This is a genomic window from Paenibacillus sp. FSL R5-0766, assembly GCF_037971845.1.
Classification (GTDB): Bacteria; Bacillota; Bacilli; order Paenibacillales; family Paenibacillaceae; genus Paenibacillus.
In genome coordinates, this window is the sequence record NZ_CP150227.1 from 4,399,544 (window position 1) to 4,412,744 (window position 13,201).

The 13,201-nt window shown below is 46.3% G+C and carries 14 protein-coding genes; all 14 read right to left on the bottom strand.

Annotated features, from left to right (window positions below):
• Positions 1-54: 54 nt before the first annotated feature.
• On the bottom strand, positions 55-849 hold the full coding sequence (locus tag MKY66_RS18945; protein ID WP_047843560.1) for a protein-glutamate O-methyltransferase CheR: 795 nt from the start codon (positions 847-849) through the stop codon (positions 55-57).
• A gap of 25 nt (positions 850-874) precedes the next feature.
• Positions 875-1,318 carry a nucleoside-diphosphate kinase gene (gene ndk, locus MKY66_RS18950; protein WP_017687704.1) on the bottom strand — a complete coding sequence of 148 codons (444 nt, stop codon included), beginning with the start codon at positions 1,316-1,318 and terminating at the stop codon, positions 875-877.
• A gap of 154 nt (positions 1,319-1,472) precedes the next feature.
• Entirely contained in the window at positions 1,473-2,447 is a 975-nt protein-coding gene (locus MKY66_RS18955; RefSeq protein WP_017687703.1) for a polyprenyl synthetase family protein, read from the bottom strand.
• 343 nt (positions 2,448-2,790) lie between these two features.
• A complete protein-coding gene (locus MKY66_RS18960) occupies positions 2,791-3,411 on the bottom strand; it encodes a flavin prenyltransferase UbiX (RefSeq protein ID WP_076209918.1) in 621 nt (206 codons plus the stop codon).
• Positions 3,412-4,278 carry a UbiA-like polyprenyltransferase gene (locus MKY66_RS18965; protein ID WP_076209917.1) on the bottom strand — a complete coding sequence of 289 codons (867 nt, stop codon included), beginning with the start codon at positions 4,276-4,278 and terminating at the stop codon, positions 3,412-3,414. It lies immediately after the preceding gene.
• Entirely contained in the window at positions 4,271-4,999 is a 729-nt protein-coding gene (locus MKY66_RS18970; RefSeq protein WP_036607690.1) for a demethylmenaquinone methyltransferase, read from the bottom strand. The genes MKY66_RS18965 and MKY66_RS18970 overlap by 8 nt, the downstream gene beginning before the upstream one ends.
• A 15-nt stretch (positions 5,000-5,014) precedes the next feature.
• A complete protein-coding gene (locus tag MKY66_RS18975) occupies positions 5,015-5,878 on the bottom strand; it encodes a heptaprenyl diphosphate synthase component 1 (protein WP_076209916.1) in 864 nt (287 codons plus the stop codon).
• A gap of 101 nt (positions 5,879-5,979) precedes the next feature.
• Complete coding sequence (locus MKY66_RS18980; protein ID WP_076209915.1) at positions 5,980-6,531, bottom strand: hypothetical protein; 552 nt, start codon at positions 6,529-6,531, stop codon at positions 5,980-5,982.
• Between the two features lie 121 nt (positions 6,532-6,652).
• Positions 6,653-6,874, bottom strand: a complete 222-nt coding sequence (mtrB, locus tag MKY66_RS18985) for a trp RNA-binding attenuation protein MtrB (protein ID WP_017687697.1) — start codon at positions 6,872-6,874, stop codon at positions 6,653-6,655.
• A gap of 169 nt (positions 6,875-7,043) precedes the next feature.
• Positions 7,044-7,316, bottom strand: a complete 273-nt coding sequence (locus MKY66_RS18990) for an HU family DNA-binding protein (RefSeq protein ID WP_024630670.1) — start codon at positions 7,314-7,316, stop codon at positions 7,044-7,046.
• Between the two features lie 217 nt (positions 7,317-7,533).
• On the bottom strand, positions 7,534-8,520 hold the full coding sequence (locus MKY66_RS18995; protein WP_017687695.1) for an ABC transporter permease: 987 nt from the start codon (positions 8,518-8,520) through the stop codon (positions 7,534-7,536).
• Positions 8,517-10,034: a sugar ABC transporter ATP-binding protein gene (locus MKY66_RS19000; RefSeq protein ID WP_076209914.1), complete on the bottom strand. Its 1,518-nt coding sequence runs from the start codon at positions 10,032-10,034 to the stop codon at positions 8,517-8,519. The genes MKY66_RS18995 and MKY66_RS19000 overlap by 4 nt, the downstream gene beginning before the upstream one ends.
• 114 nt (positions 10,035-10,148) lie before the next feature.
• Positions 10,149-11,246: a sugar ABC transporter substrate-binding protein gene (locus MKY66_RS19005; protein WP_076209913.1), complete on the bottom strand. Its 1,098-nt coding sequence runs from the start codon at positions 11,244-11,246 to the stop codon at positions 10,149-10,151.
• Positions 11,247-11,463: 217 nt separating this feature from the next.
• Entirely contained in the window at positions 11,464-12,942 is a 1,479-nt protein-coding gene (gene spoIVA, locus MKY66_RS19010) for a stage IV sporulation protein A (RefSeq protein ID WP_036607700.1), read from the bottom strand.
• Positions 12,943-13,201 lie beyond the last annotated feature (259 nt).

Sequence of the window (13,201 nt, forward strand, 5' to 3'; positions counted from 1 at the left end):
ATAACCGCCTGAACACATGTACATGTGCTTCAGACGGCTCAACAACCATTATCATTATTTTTTCCGATAGAAGAATGTCTCTGCTGTCTCCAGACCATATTGTCCCGGGGAGAAGATCTGCTCCGTACTGCCCACAAACAAAATACCGCCTGGACGCAAACTTGCTGCAAATTTGTGATACAACAGGTTTTTGGCTTCCTCGGTAAAATAGATCATGACATTTCGGCACACAATCAGATCGTACCCATCGTCAAAACGGTCCACCAGCAAATTTTGTTTCATGAACTTGATCGAATTTTTGAGTTGCTCATCAATACGGTATACCAAGCCATCCTGCTTGAAGTAACGATTCGCCGTTTCCTTTGGCACATCCTTAAGTGAGCGTTCCATATAACGCCCTTCCTTGGCTTTGGCCAATGCACCTTCATCCAGATCACTTGCCGTAATGGAGCTGTCCTTCAAAATGCCCATCGTGTCCAGAATCATGGCGAGTGTATAAGGTTCTTCACCTGTTGAACAGGCTGCACTCCAAACTTTAGCACGACGCTTGGACCCCAGCAGCTCAGGCAGGATCTCGTCCCGCAACACTTCCCAACGATTGGGATTACGCCAGAATTCCGACACGTTAATCGTCATACGATCAAGGAACTCGTAAAACAATGATTTATCTTTCTGCATAGCTTCAAAAAAGTTAGAAAATGTATGAAACCCGTTTTTGTTGCGAAGTGTGGTCAGCCTTCTTTTCATCTGGCCTTCCTTGTATTGAGCAAGATCAATGCCTGTGCTCTCTTTGATTTTACGAATGAATCCGGTGTAATCCGGGTCTAGTAGTTGTTCTTGCTCCAGCATCGTGTATCACCCTTTTGGCTAATAATTACAACCAGGCTGCGATGCTCTTGTCGTATACCACCAGTTCATCTGAAGCAAAGAAATTTGCTGCTTCACGGGAAGCACTTTCCGGTGAATCTGCCCCATGAATCAGATTGTGTGGTGTGTGGCTGGCGAAGTCTCCGCGAATGGTACCCGGAGCTGCTTCCTTCACATTGGTTTTTCCGATGACGATGCGCGCAAGCGCCACAATATCGTCCCCTTCCCACACCATGGCAAATACAGGCCCAGATGTGATAAAACGAACCAGATCATCGAAAAACGGTTTACCTTCATGTTCAGCATAATGGCGTTTTGCCTGATCCTCAGACATCTGCACCAATTTGCCTGCCACCAACTTAAATCCTTTGTCTTCCAGACGGCTAATAATTCGACCGATCAATCCACGCTGCACACCATCCGGCTTCACCATCAAAAATGTACGATCCATCAGCTCACTCCTCACTCACGGTTCAAAGTTAATCACTATGTAAACGCAATCCCTCTGATTGTAACATACATGTCCAAATCCTCCCAATGAGGAATATCACAGTTCTGTTCATCTTTGGGTGTGAGCAATCCGAGAGTTGAAGGTCATACAAAGTTTAATGCGTACGTTTAACCACAAAATGAGCGATGTCACGCAGGTTTTTGGTCGTCTTGATGTTAGGTAGCTGATCGAGAGCATCGAGCGCTTTCTTCATATATCGGTCAGCAAGGGCTTCTGCTTTAGCAATTCCTTGACTTTGGCGAATCATTCCAATTGCATCCGATGCACTTGCCCGTCCTTCTTCATGCTGGACACGGGAAATCTCCTTAAGCAAAGGTTCCCGCAGATCGGATTCTTCCAAGGCATAAAGTACAGGAAGAGTGATATTCCCTTGCTTCATGTCACTGCCAGGTGGCTTGCCAAGTTGTTTCTCAGTACCTACCAGATCAAGTACATCATCTTGAATCTGGAAAGCCATCCCCACATTGTATCCGTACGTATACAGCAGGGAAGATACATGTTCAGGCGCACGTGTAGCCAATGCCCCTAACTGACAGCTAACCGCAATCAAAAGTGCTGTTTTGCGGCGAATCCGCAGCAGATAGTTACGAACACTTTGTCCCGTATTGAAAAAGTCGCGAATTTGCTCCATCTCACCAATGGACATCTGTACCATAGCTTTGGCAAGGATACGATGAATCGCTGGATCGGATAATCCGGCAGTCATTTCAAGTGCCTTACCGTAGATATAGTCTCCAGTATACATGGCAATCCGATTATCCCATTTTGACTTCACCGTAGGTTTGCCTCGGCGTGTCTCCGCATTATCAATAACATCATCATGAACGAGAGATGCGGAATGAATGAGTTCCAACGGAACCGCAACCAACTTCAGACGTTCAATGTCGTATGTACCAAATTTCCCGCCAAGTAACACAAAAACGGGCCGCAACCGTTTTCCTCCTGCTTTGAGCAAATGAAGTGACGTTTCACTCAGCAGCTTCTGTTCTCCTCGAACACTGCGATACAATTCTTTCTCAATGTAATCCATGTCCTTTTTTAACAACCCGAAAATATCCAATAGTTTCATTCGTTCACCCGTATCAGCGTATTGTCAGTCCATAAATTCATGCTTACCTTCCCCTCCAGCAAGTCGGGCCTGCAGGCATTACGAAAAACCCGGCTTACCGTTCTTGCTTGTGTTGTTCTATAAGGTAATCTAACGTGTTTTTCTTCTCCGAATGTCATAGCCGACACCCGAAAATTAAACTCTGCGACTTGTTCTGAAACAAAATACAGAAGTTGCCGGAGCATGGGTCAAGACTGTGGTTCATGAAGACTCACCATCAGCACTCACCAATACCCCGGGATTCGGGGGACAAATAAACCGAGCAACACGTTGGCAAAAAACAGCCTTGTATCGAACTCAGTCGTTATCCCCGTTCATCCGGTTCTCCCCATCTTGTAAACAGTTGATGTGGGATGCGCAAGCTATCCAGCACTTTCCCCACCAAAAACAGAATCAACTCATCCATAGTCTGAGGTTTGTAATAAAAAGCAGGCATAGCCGGTATCATTCGTACACCAAGACGAGAAAGCTTCAGCATGTTCTCCAGATGGATTGCATGAAGAGGTGTCTCACGTGGTACGAGGATCAATGTTCTTCCCTCTTTCATCATAACATCGGCTGCGCGAGACATCAGATTATCCGACGATCCCTGCGCGATGGACGAAAGAGTTCCCATCGAACATGGCATGATAATCATGCCGTCGGCCAGATAAGAACCACTTGCAATGGAGGCTCCTATATCACTCACAGGATGATAGGTCAGAGAACCGGCACGGTTGCCGAATTTTTCTTCCAGCACCGCGTCCCGATTCGTCACATCCCAGTCCAATTCTTCTTTCAGTACACGCCACCCTGCATTGGATATGACCAGATGAACGTTATATTCCAAATCAAGCAGTGTTTCAATTAATCGAACGCCATATATGCTGCCACTCGCTCCGGTAATTCCGACAACCAGTCGTTTATTGTCCGGCTGCTGCACCATTTATTTCACCGCCAGATCAATTAGAGTGAACGTAAATACAATTAAACTAAGCAAACTGTTCATGGTAAAAAACGCCGTTTGAACACGGCTCATATCATTAGGCGATACAATATAGTGTTGGTAGAACAGAATTCCATACGTCACCAACATGCCTGCACCATACCACCAGCTCAGATCTGTCATCAACAATAACGCAAGAAAACCAATTGCAGTAATCACATGGAAGAACTTGGCGATCTGCAAGGATTTAACCAAGCCAAAACGGGAAGGTATGGAGTGAAGCCCCTCTCCCTGATCGAAATCCAGATCCTGACATGCATAGATAATATCAAAACCCGCTGTCCAGAACACAATCGTAACGTACAGCACAATCGCTGTCCAATCCATCGTTCCTGTTACAGCTACCCAGCCACCAAGTGGTGCCAAACCAATCGTCATTCCGAGAACAACGTGGCATAACCATGTGAATCGTTTGGTGTACGAATACAGTACCAACATAAACACAGCAATAGGCAACAGCTGCATCGATAATACATTAAGATTGGATGAGGCCCAGAATAACAATATAAATGAGATAATGACAAATATAACAACTTCCCCATTTTTCAACAGCCCTGCCGGGATGGCTCTCATCGCGGTACGCGGGTTTTTGCCATCAATCGCTTGGTCGATAATTCGGTTCAAACCAAAAGCCGCACTACGTGCACCGATCATCGCAAGCAATACCCACATGATCTGCATCCAGCTTGGGAAGGTATCATTCACTACCATGGAGCCGAGGATCGCCCCCATAAATGCAAAAGGTAAAGCAAAAAGCGTGTGTTCAATCTTGATCATTTCTAAAAAAATGCGAATTTTCCTAAACATGCTGATTCTCCTTGGTTCCAATATGCAGTGCCGCGATACCTCCGGTCAGAGGGTAGGCCTGCACTTGTTGTAATCCAGTTTCTGCAAAGATATCTGCCAGTTCCTGCCTTCCCGGAAAAATGGCCAGTGAGTCCGGTAGCCATTTGTACTGCTCAAAACTTTTAGCAAACACTTTCGCAAGATTCGGTAAAACCTTCTCAAAATAAAAATAATAAATGCCTTTGAACGGCTGCCATGTTGGCTTGGACAATTCCAGGCACACAACCATACCACCCGGTTTGACCACACGTTTCATTTCAGACAACACTTGTCTGAGATCAGGTACATTACGCAGCCCAAACCCGATCGTCACATAATCAAATGAATTGTCTTCAAAAGGAAGTGACATGGCATTTCCCTGTGTCAGGGTAATCTGCTTTTGACGTTGCACCGCATTGATCTTTGTCTGGCCGACCTCCAGCATGTTGCTACTGAAATCAAGTCCGTGCATGTGCCCCGTTTCACTTGCCTCTGCCATAGCAAGCGTCCAGTCACATGTGCCGCAGCACAAATCAAGACCGGTATCGCCTTTGGACATATTCATCTTTTTCATGGTGAATTTACGCCAAGCCTTATGCCTGCGGAAACTTAGAATATCATTCATGACATCATATTTTCCGGCTATACTCTGAAAAACCGAATGGACATATTCTTCTTTCGGTTTGGTCTCTCCGCTCCCCATTCGTCTGTCTCCCCCTCAATCTTCCCTTACTGCCGCATGTGAAGGCTGCAAATATGCCAGGTAAGGCTCTAGAATTGCATGTATCTCATGCAAGCCCATCCGCCCTTCCTCGTCTTGCAACAACAGTTGAATGCGGTGTGTACACTCGCGAAGCTTGTCCAGCAAAACCTCACCAACCCTATGCTTCAGCACCATAGCGTTCCATGCACGTGCATCCGGTTCAGACTGACGCAACACATTGCGTTCATCGTCATTACCATGCTCGTATATGTGCCAGTATGCATAGCTATGAAGATATTGTTTTGCGTCATTCATCCGCTTCAGTTCTTCCACGATCGTTTCGCAGGAGCTGAATTCGGTCAACAGGCTGTTCCATAATGACTCTTCGTTATGTTGAATCATGCCTGTAAATGAAAGAAACAGCTGCATCCTCAGCTGTACCGTTTCACGCAAGTATTCATCAGCCGAAACGAGAAGCTTCTTCATCCGTTCATACAGCGTCATCTTGCGTGCGTTCACTCCGGATACAGCACCACTGAGTTTGCCAATCATTTCAATTCTGCCCGCTTGGGCAAGCAATTGGTAAAAACGGCTACTCAAATAATCCCCGGCGAGTACATTCAACTGGCGTGAACGCATCTCCTGCTCTCTCCGCTCACCGGAAATGGTATCGATTCGATCATGCGTATCCATGGCCAGCTGAACGAGCGAAGTTGCAAGAGCATATAACTCTTGATGCACCTTTTCGTCTGTGCGGCCCACAAATACCTGCAACAGACGTGCCCGGCTATCCGGAAATGATGGGATTTCCGTATGTTGTCGAATCATGTCGTAATCCGTATATTTCTTTGCTAGTTGGGGTACGCGATATGAATTCATTCTCAGCCTCCGAGCCTTAACATTGTTAAACCATTTCTGCACTACAATCTTATATATTATAGCATATGTTGAACGGGCACGCACTGAATCCTGCTATTCTATTACCCCTGACTTGTCATTTCGAATTGCTTCTTCCAGAGTTCGGTCTCCATCAAATGAAACCAGTCCTTCAATTCATCTGAAAAGGCCGCACTTTTCCAGTTCCGTAATGTTTCAATCGCATACAGAGGCCACTCTCCACGCCGAATATCAGCAGCAAGTAACAGATGTCGTTTATGCATCCATTCATCTTCTGCCATCACACGCAGCAACACCTGATCCACGTTATCCAAGCTCCGAAAGCCCAGATCCGCCACAGCTGCCATGTTCTCATAGATTTCAGTGTAACTTGTACCCGTTCCTTTAACTTTGAGGTCCAGCGTCAAAATAGACTGTTTCCATTCCACTCTTGCAATGGGCGTTGATAGTTGCATGGAACTTAGCACATCAACCAGATTGTCATTCGTTAGCTGAACTGGATGATGTGATGCAGAGGCAGGCTGTACGTTGTCCCCGCCCCATGTACGCATATGTAAGGTTTGTATCGCAACAAGCAGAAAGACCGCCGCAACCGTTGCCAGCATTGAAGCAGTAACAATCATCCGCGGTTTCATATACGCCTCCCTGCCTTTACCTGTTAGTGTAGTCTGTCCGGTAAAGGCTCATACCTCATTGTACAATGAAAAAAAGCAGGCTATGCCTGCAATCTTCATTTGAATATATTCAATCTGTACATTACTCCGATTCAATCTGTCCATGCTTGGTAATCAGCGTGGCTTTGCCCCGGATTTTAATAGCTGAAGTATGGGTGGTAAATTGGGCAAACATCACTTCACCCTTGTCCAATTTCTCGGTGTGGTGAAAACGTGTATCCTGACCTCGGGTTAATCCGATCACCTGGACACCATTTTCCTCTGCCTTAATTACAATATAATCATTGCCGGTTGGATGATCCATCACGCATGTCCCCTTCTTTCGTTCGATAGCGTTAATGATGATAAAGATTGTTTCATTTGTCAACCTGTGCCTTATACGAATGAACCGCAAAAATCATCGTTAAAGGGCAAAAGAAAAGGCCGTGAACAAGTCACGGTCTTTTTGTCGACATATGGAATATGTAGAAATCTTATTTAATTCCGTCTTTGAGCGCTTTACCTGGTTTGAATGCAGGAATTTTGCTCGCAGGAATTTCGATTTCTTCACCTGTTTGCGGGTTGCGTCCTTTACGTGCAGAGCGCTCGCGAACTTCGAAGTTCCCAAAACCAACCAATTGTACTTTATCTCCGCTTTGAAGAGCCTCAGAGATTGCTTCGAATACGGCATCAACCGCTTTCGTTACATCTTTCTTGGACAATTCAGTTGCTTCAGATACGTGTGTAATCAAGTCTGATTTGTTCATTTGTTTTTCACCTCCTGTATCAATGTCCTGAATGTTATACTGTGTTTCCGTTTTATAGCGAAATATACGTTCATACGCAAAAAATCTACGTACATCTTGAGCGCTGAACACAAATCTCCGCCTGCGGTCAACAGTCATTTTCGGCAGAATGTCGTCTGAAACCACGGGCATTTCAGACGCCGAACAAATTTCATACTAATACAGACAGCCCACAATTTCAAGTCCGGTTGCGGTTTAAGACGTAAAATGTAACCGCCAGGGCAAGCACGAGAACCCCACCTTTTACAATATCATGTGTGAAATACTGTACGTTCATCATCGTTAAACCATTCACAAGTACACCAATCAGAACCGAACCAATGAAGGTTCCGATGACATTGGGTTTACCCGCACCAAACACAGAGAAACCGACAAATACTGCAGCTACGGATTCCATTAACAACGGTGATCCCGCATCAATTTGCCCAGATCCTACTTTGGAAGCATAGATAATACCCCCGATTGCTGCAAACACTCCAGCGGCTACATAGGCGAGTGTACGCACCTTTTTCACCTTGATTCCAGACAACCGTGCAGCTTCCTCATTACCACCTGTAATGTACATCTGGCGACCATATTTCGTATACGTCAAAAAGATATGCACACCTATTACCGCAATAAGTAGCATGATAACCGATATCGGCATACCAAGCCATTTACCCTGCCCTATTAGCAGGAATGTCGGGTCCATCTCTCCCGCAGCTTTGCTTCCATCAGGGAACTGCATGTGATTATAAATGGTGTATCCCTGTGCATACGTTTTGTGAATACCTCCGATGATGTACATCGTGGCGAGGGTTGCGAGCAAATCCGGAATACGCAATTTTACGATCAGCAAAGCGTTCAGTAAACCAATTACAGCCCCGATAATCAATGGCACGATAATGACGATTGCCAGTGGTTGTTGATACCAAATCATTAACGAAGCCGTAACGACGGTAGTTAATGAGACAGTCGCCCCTACGGAGAGATCAAATCCATCAACAATGAGAGATAACGTAACACCGATTGCTACAAACGTAACGATAGAGATCGAGCCCAAAATATCGGTCAAGTTACTGTACGTAAAGAAATAAGGCAATTTAATGCCGAAAAATGCGATAACACCTATGATGACAATAATCGCCCCGTAACGGAACGCAAAATCCAGTGATTTATCCTTCATGATTGCACCTCTTGTCCACCGCTTGCATAGTATAGCAGCTGTTCTTGGTTAGTCTCGCCTCGTTTGAACTCTTTTACGATAACACCCTCGCACATGACAGCGATTCGGTCACCAATTCCCATGCCTTCATCCAGTTCACAGGTGAAATAGATGACACCCTTGCCCGCCAAAGCCAGTTCATTGATGATGCGGAAAATGTCACTTTTTGCCCCAATATCTACGCCTTTGGTTGGCTCATCAAATATAAATACATCCGCATCCGCATTAAGCCATTTACCAATCGCTACCTTTTGCTGATTACCACCGCTTAGATATTTCACTTCCTGTTTCACGGACGATGTTTTAATTCCAAGTTGTTTCACCAATGACTCTGCATTCAGACGTTCCCGCTTGCGGCTTACGAAACCTAATGTACTAAGACGGCTTAGCAAAGGTAGACTTAAATTCCGTTCCACGTTCTCCTGAATCAGGATTCCTTGTTTACGTCGCTCCTCGGGTACAGAAACAATCCCCAGAGCCGCCGCATCCGCAGGCTGAGACAGACGGAGATTACGGTTGTTAAGCCGGATCTCGCCTCCCTCCAGCCGATCTGCACCAATCAGCAAACGAGAGCTTTCCGTTTTACCCGCGCCTACCAGACCCACCACAGCGAGGACTTCACCTCGGCTTACAGAGAGGTTAACACCTTTAACCTTCACTCCACGACGAAGCCCACGCGCCTCCAACAGCATTTCCCCCACGGGCGCTTCTGTCTTTGGAAATTCTTCTTCGAATGGTTTGCCCAGCATCTGTGTAACCAAATCGTTGATCGTCAGACCCTTTGCTTCACCGGTAAATACATGTTGCCCATCTCTCATAACCGTAACGCGATCACAGTGACCTGTCACTTCCGCAAGACGATGGGTAATGAAAATGCAGGCTACGCCCCGTTCCTTCAGCAGATGTACAATCCGGAAAAATGCATCCGTTTCTTCCTGGCTCAGCGGTGCAGTCGGTTCATCAAAAATGATGACTTTGGCATCCTGAATCAAAATCCGTGCCAGCAAAATCATCTGTTTTTCTGCAAGTGTCAGATCGGCCACTTTCTGGTGAACAGATATGTCCGCCCCTAATTGCTTCAACGCCTCAACCGCACGCTGTTGCAGTTTTCGTGGACTTTTCCACCAACCCCCGGCAGATGAAGCCAACTGATCCAACATAATGTTCTCCGCAGCCGTCAGCTGTGGCACCAGTGCTGCATCCACTTCCTGATAGACACAGTGAATCCCACTTGCCTTTGCGTCTCCTGGAGAACTTAAATGTAGCGCTTGTCCACTCAACTGAATCGTACCCTGATCCAATGGATAGGCACCGGACAAAATTTTCATTAACGTGCTCTTACCGGCACCATTGGCACCCAACAGCGCATGAATCTCCCCACCTTTTACAGAGAAATTCACATCCTTCAGTGCAGGAATACCTGAAAACTGCTTGTGGATATGTTCCATTTGAAGCAGAATCGGTGCAGTGCTCATGATGTTAACCTCCAATCGTTCCCTTCCGGGAGCATCCCTTTTTTCATCCAGACCACATATATCTTCATTTATGTTTGAAAAAGCGCGCCTTGCGGCGCGCTTCCCTTACGCTGCTTATTTAGCAGTAATTCCGTATTCGCTCATCCAGTCCTTGATTCCTTGTGTGCTGCCACCCCAACCTTCAACGAACTCTGACAGCTCCGAAGTGGAGATTTGTTTATCTGGAAGAGCTTCACGTTGAACATAGACCGGGTTAAGAACAACTGCGTCTTCCGTCTCGTCCCCGTTCAGTTTTTGATAAGCATAACGTACCTGGACGCGTCCAATATCCGTTGGATCAACAGCAGCAGAAGCAACCCAAGGATTTTTCGGGTCCTGAATCATTTGCAGGTCCTCGTCACTCATATCGATACCATACACTTTGATCTCATCACGTCCAGCTTGTTGAATCGCACGTGCTGCACCTTTGGCGAACTCATCCCATGCAGTCCATACAGCTGTAATCTCACCTTTTGGATACTGCTTGAGAATAGCTTCCATTTTGGCTTGAGTATCCAGCGCCGGGTTCTGTGCAGAACCGAATGTAGCTATTTCCTTGATGTCCGGATTTGCTTTCATGAATTCACCGTATGCGATCTGACGGCGTTCCATCGGTGCGAAACCAGCTACCCATACTTTGACAATATTGCCTTGTCCATTGATATCTTTTTTCATTTGCTCCAGTGTCAGCTCAGCCATCTTCTGATCATCCTGCGACAGGACTGTGGCTCCCGGAACACTAATAGCTGCGTCGAACACAACCACTGGAATGTTCTGTTCTACTGCCTTCTTCACACCTGGCTCTAATAGGGAATCCCCGTGATCCGTGAGAATGGCATCGAACTTCTGGTTAATAGCGCTATCAAGCAAGGATACCATCTTTGCTTTGTCATTATCGGCAACAAACGTTGTCAGTTCTCCACCGAATTTTTCGATTTCTTCTTTTACACCCTGTACATATTGCTGAGAGAAAGTACCTGTATTGAATTCCATAATAAGTGCGATCCGTTTGCCACTAAGAGGGCCTGTGACTGCTTCCGTTTTTGGTGTATCATCTGATGCACCCGAAGCCGGAGTGGCTGCCGGTTCTTTTTTGATTCCGCAAGCGGACAACGCCAATGCAAATACTAATAACACACTCAACCATACCCATTTTGTCTCTTTTCTTTTCATCTCTGTATCCCCCTGTCCACTCTCTGTGATCTCGATCACAATAGTTGAATATTAATATAACGGCTAATCCCTAGTATGTAAATGGGTTTTAACAATTTAAAGCTAAAACTCGCTAAGTTTTTTCAAAAGTACTATTCTTCCCATCCATTTCATCCAAAATAAAGAAATCACGTAAAAAAGACCGCGAGGGGATGCCCCCTTACGGTCTTTTGATGTCTTACAGAATGATGGCGATCAAGCCGCCCGAACCTTCGTTAATGATTCTTCCCAGCGTCTCTTGCAATTTGTACCTTGCATTATCCGGCATCATGGCAATCTTGCCCTGAATACCTTCTCGCACAATGGAGTGCAGGGAACGACCAAACATGTCTGAATCCCATACCTTGATCGGATCGTTCTCGAAGTCCTGCATCAGGTATCTCACCAGTTCCTCACTTTGTTTCTCCGTACCGATGATTGGAGCGAACTCCGATTCCACATCAACCCGGATCATGTGAATGGACGGTGCCGTTGCTTTCAGACGTACGCCAAATTTGGTACCCTGACGAATGAGCTCAGGTTCATCCAGAGCCATCTCGGCGAGAGATGGAGCGGCAATGCCGTATCCGGTCGTTTTGACCATCTCCAGCGCTTCTGCAAAGCGGTCATACTCTCTCTTCGCATGCGAGAATTCCTGCATCAATTGCAGCAGATGATCCTTACCGCGAATCTCGATGCCAACCACTTCCACGAGAATCTGATCATACAGTTCATCTGGCGCGTACAGGTCAATTTCGGCTACACCCTGCCCCATATTCATGCCACTCAGGCCTGCGCGATCAATGAATTCATATTCCATGAACTGTGCGACAACCCGATCCACGTCACGAAGTCTGCGAATATCCTTAACGGTATCACGTACGGAGTTTTCGTAGTTGCTACGCAGCCAGTGAGTCTCATTGAGTACCATAACCCAGCTCGGCAAGTTTACATTCACTTCATGCACAGGGAACTCATAGAGCACTTCACGAAGTACACCCGTCACATCATCTTCCGTCATGGTCGCTGCACTGAGTGTCATCACCGGAATGTCGTATTTGGCAGCAAGCTCACTCCGCAATTGCAGGGCTTCTTCACTGCGAGGACGAGTGGAGTTGATAACCAGGACAAATGGTTTACCCACTTCTTTTAATTCCGCAATGACCCGTTCTTCAGATTCCACATAGGAGCTGCGGGCAATTTCGGCGATTGTGCCGTCTGTTGTTACCACAACACCCAGTGTAGAATGCTCCTGAATGACTTTGCGAGTACCAATCTCGGCGGCTTCCTGGAATGGAATTGGTTCCTCGAACCAAGGCGTGGAGATCATGCGTGGACCATTCTCATCCTCGTATCCCTTGGCTCCTTCCACCGCGTAACCTACACAATCCACAAGACGCACATTGACATCAAGTCCTTCTGCCACCTTGATCTGGACTGCGTTATTTGGTACGAATTTTGGTTCGGTAGTCATGATGGTTTTACCTGCTGCACTCTGTGGAAGTTCATCCACCGCTCGACCACGGTCAGCCTCGTTAGTGATGTTTGGCAACACGATGGTTTCCATGAATCGTTTAATAAATGTTGATTTTCCCGTCCGGACTGCGCCGACAACCCCGAGATAAATATCCCCTCCGGTCCGCTCAGCTATGTCCTTAAAAATGTCCACTTTCTCCAATGAAATCCCCTCCCTAAATTACTCCGAAGGAAAAATGCTAAAGAGCATCCGCTTCGTTTTTTCAATCAGAAGACTGAAATCCCTGCAACGGTAGAGCCGCCTTTGTGAGTGCCCGGAAGTCGTCCGCCGCCGAACGTTGCATTCTGATGAAACCGGCGAGAGCGGCGTTAACTCGTACATGCAATTGGACTAGTATCATCTTATGTATCCGTATGCGGCAATATGACGCGTATTTTTGTTTTTTTATCTTATGGTGATG

What these genes read in the sequence shown, in the direction of transcription:
- MKY66_RS18945 (WP_047843560.1), bottom strand. Translation starts at nt 849, where the DNA reads ATGCTGGAGCAAGAACAACTACTAGACCCGGATTACACCGGATTCATT.
- ndk (WP_017687704.1), bottom strand. Translation starts at nt 1,318, where the DNA reads ATGGATCGTACATTTTTGATGGTGAAGCCGGATGGTGTGCAGCGTGGA.
- MKY66_RS18955 (WP_017687703.1), bottom strand. Translation starts at nt 2,447, where the DNA reads ATGAAACTATTGGATATTTTCGGGTTGTTAAAAAAGGACATGGATTAC.
- MKY66_RS18960 (WP_076209918.1), bottom strand. Translation starts at nt 3,411, where the DNA reads ATGGTGCAGCAGCCGGACAATAAACGACTGGTTGTCGGAATTACCGGA.
- MKY66_RS18965 (WP_076209917.1), bottom strand. Translation starts at nt 4,278, where the DNA reads ATGTTTAGGAAAATTCGCATTTTTTTAGAAATGATCAAGATTGAACAC.
- MKY66_RS18970 (WP_036607690.1), bottom strand. Translation starts at nt 4,999, where the DNA reads ATGGGGAGCGGAGAGACCAAACCGAAAGAAGAATATGTCCATTCGGTT.
- MKY66_RS18975 (WP_076209916.1), bottom strand. Translation starts at nt 5,878, where the DNA reads ATGAATTCATATCGCGTACCCCAACTAGCAAAGAAATATACGGATTAC.
- MKY66_RS18980 (WP_076209915.1), bottom strand. Translation starts at nt 6,531, where the DNA reads ATGAAACCGCGGATGATTGTTACTGCTTCAATGCTGGCAACGGTTGCG.
- mtrB (WP_017687697.1), bottom strand. Translation starts at nt 6,874, where the DNA reads ATGGATCATCCAACCGGCAATGATTATATTGTAATTAAGGCAGAGGAA.
- MKY66_RS18990 (WP_024630670.1), bottom strand. Translation starts at nt 7,316, where the DNA reads ATGAACAAATCAGACTTGATTACACACGTATCTGAAGCAACTGAATTG.
- MKY66_RS18995 (WP_017687695.1), bottom strand. Translation starts at nt 8,520, where the DNA reads ATGAAGGATAAATCACTGGATTTTGCGTTCCGTTACGGGGCGATTATT.
- MKY66_RS19000 (WP_076209914.1), bottom strand. Translation starts at nt 10,034, where the DNA reads ATGAGCACTGCACCGATTCTGCTTCAAATGGAACATATCCACAAGCAG.
- MKY66_RS19005 (WP_076209913.1), bottom strand. Translation starts at nt 11,246, where the DNA reads ATGAAAAGAAAAGAGACAAAATGGGTATGGTTGAGTGTGTTATTAGTA.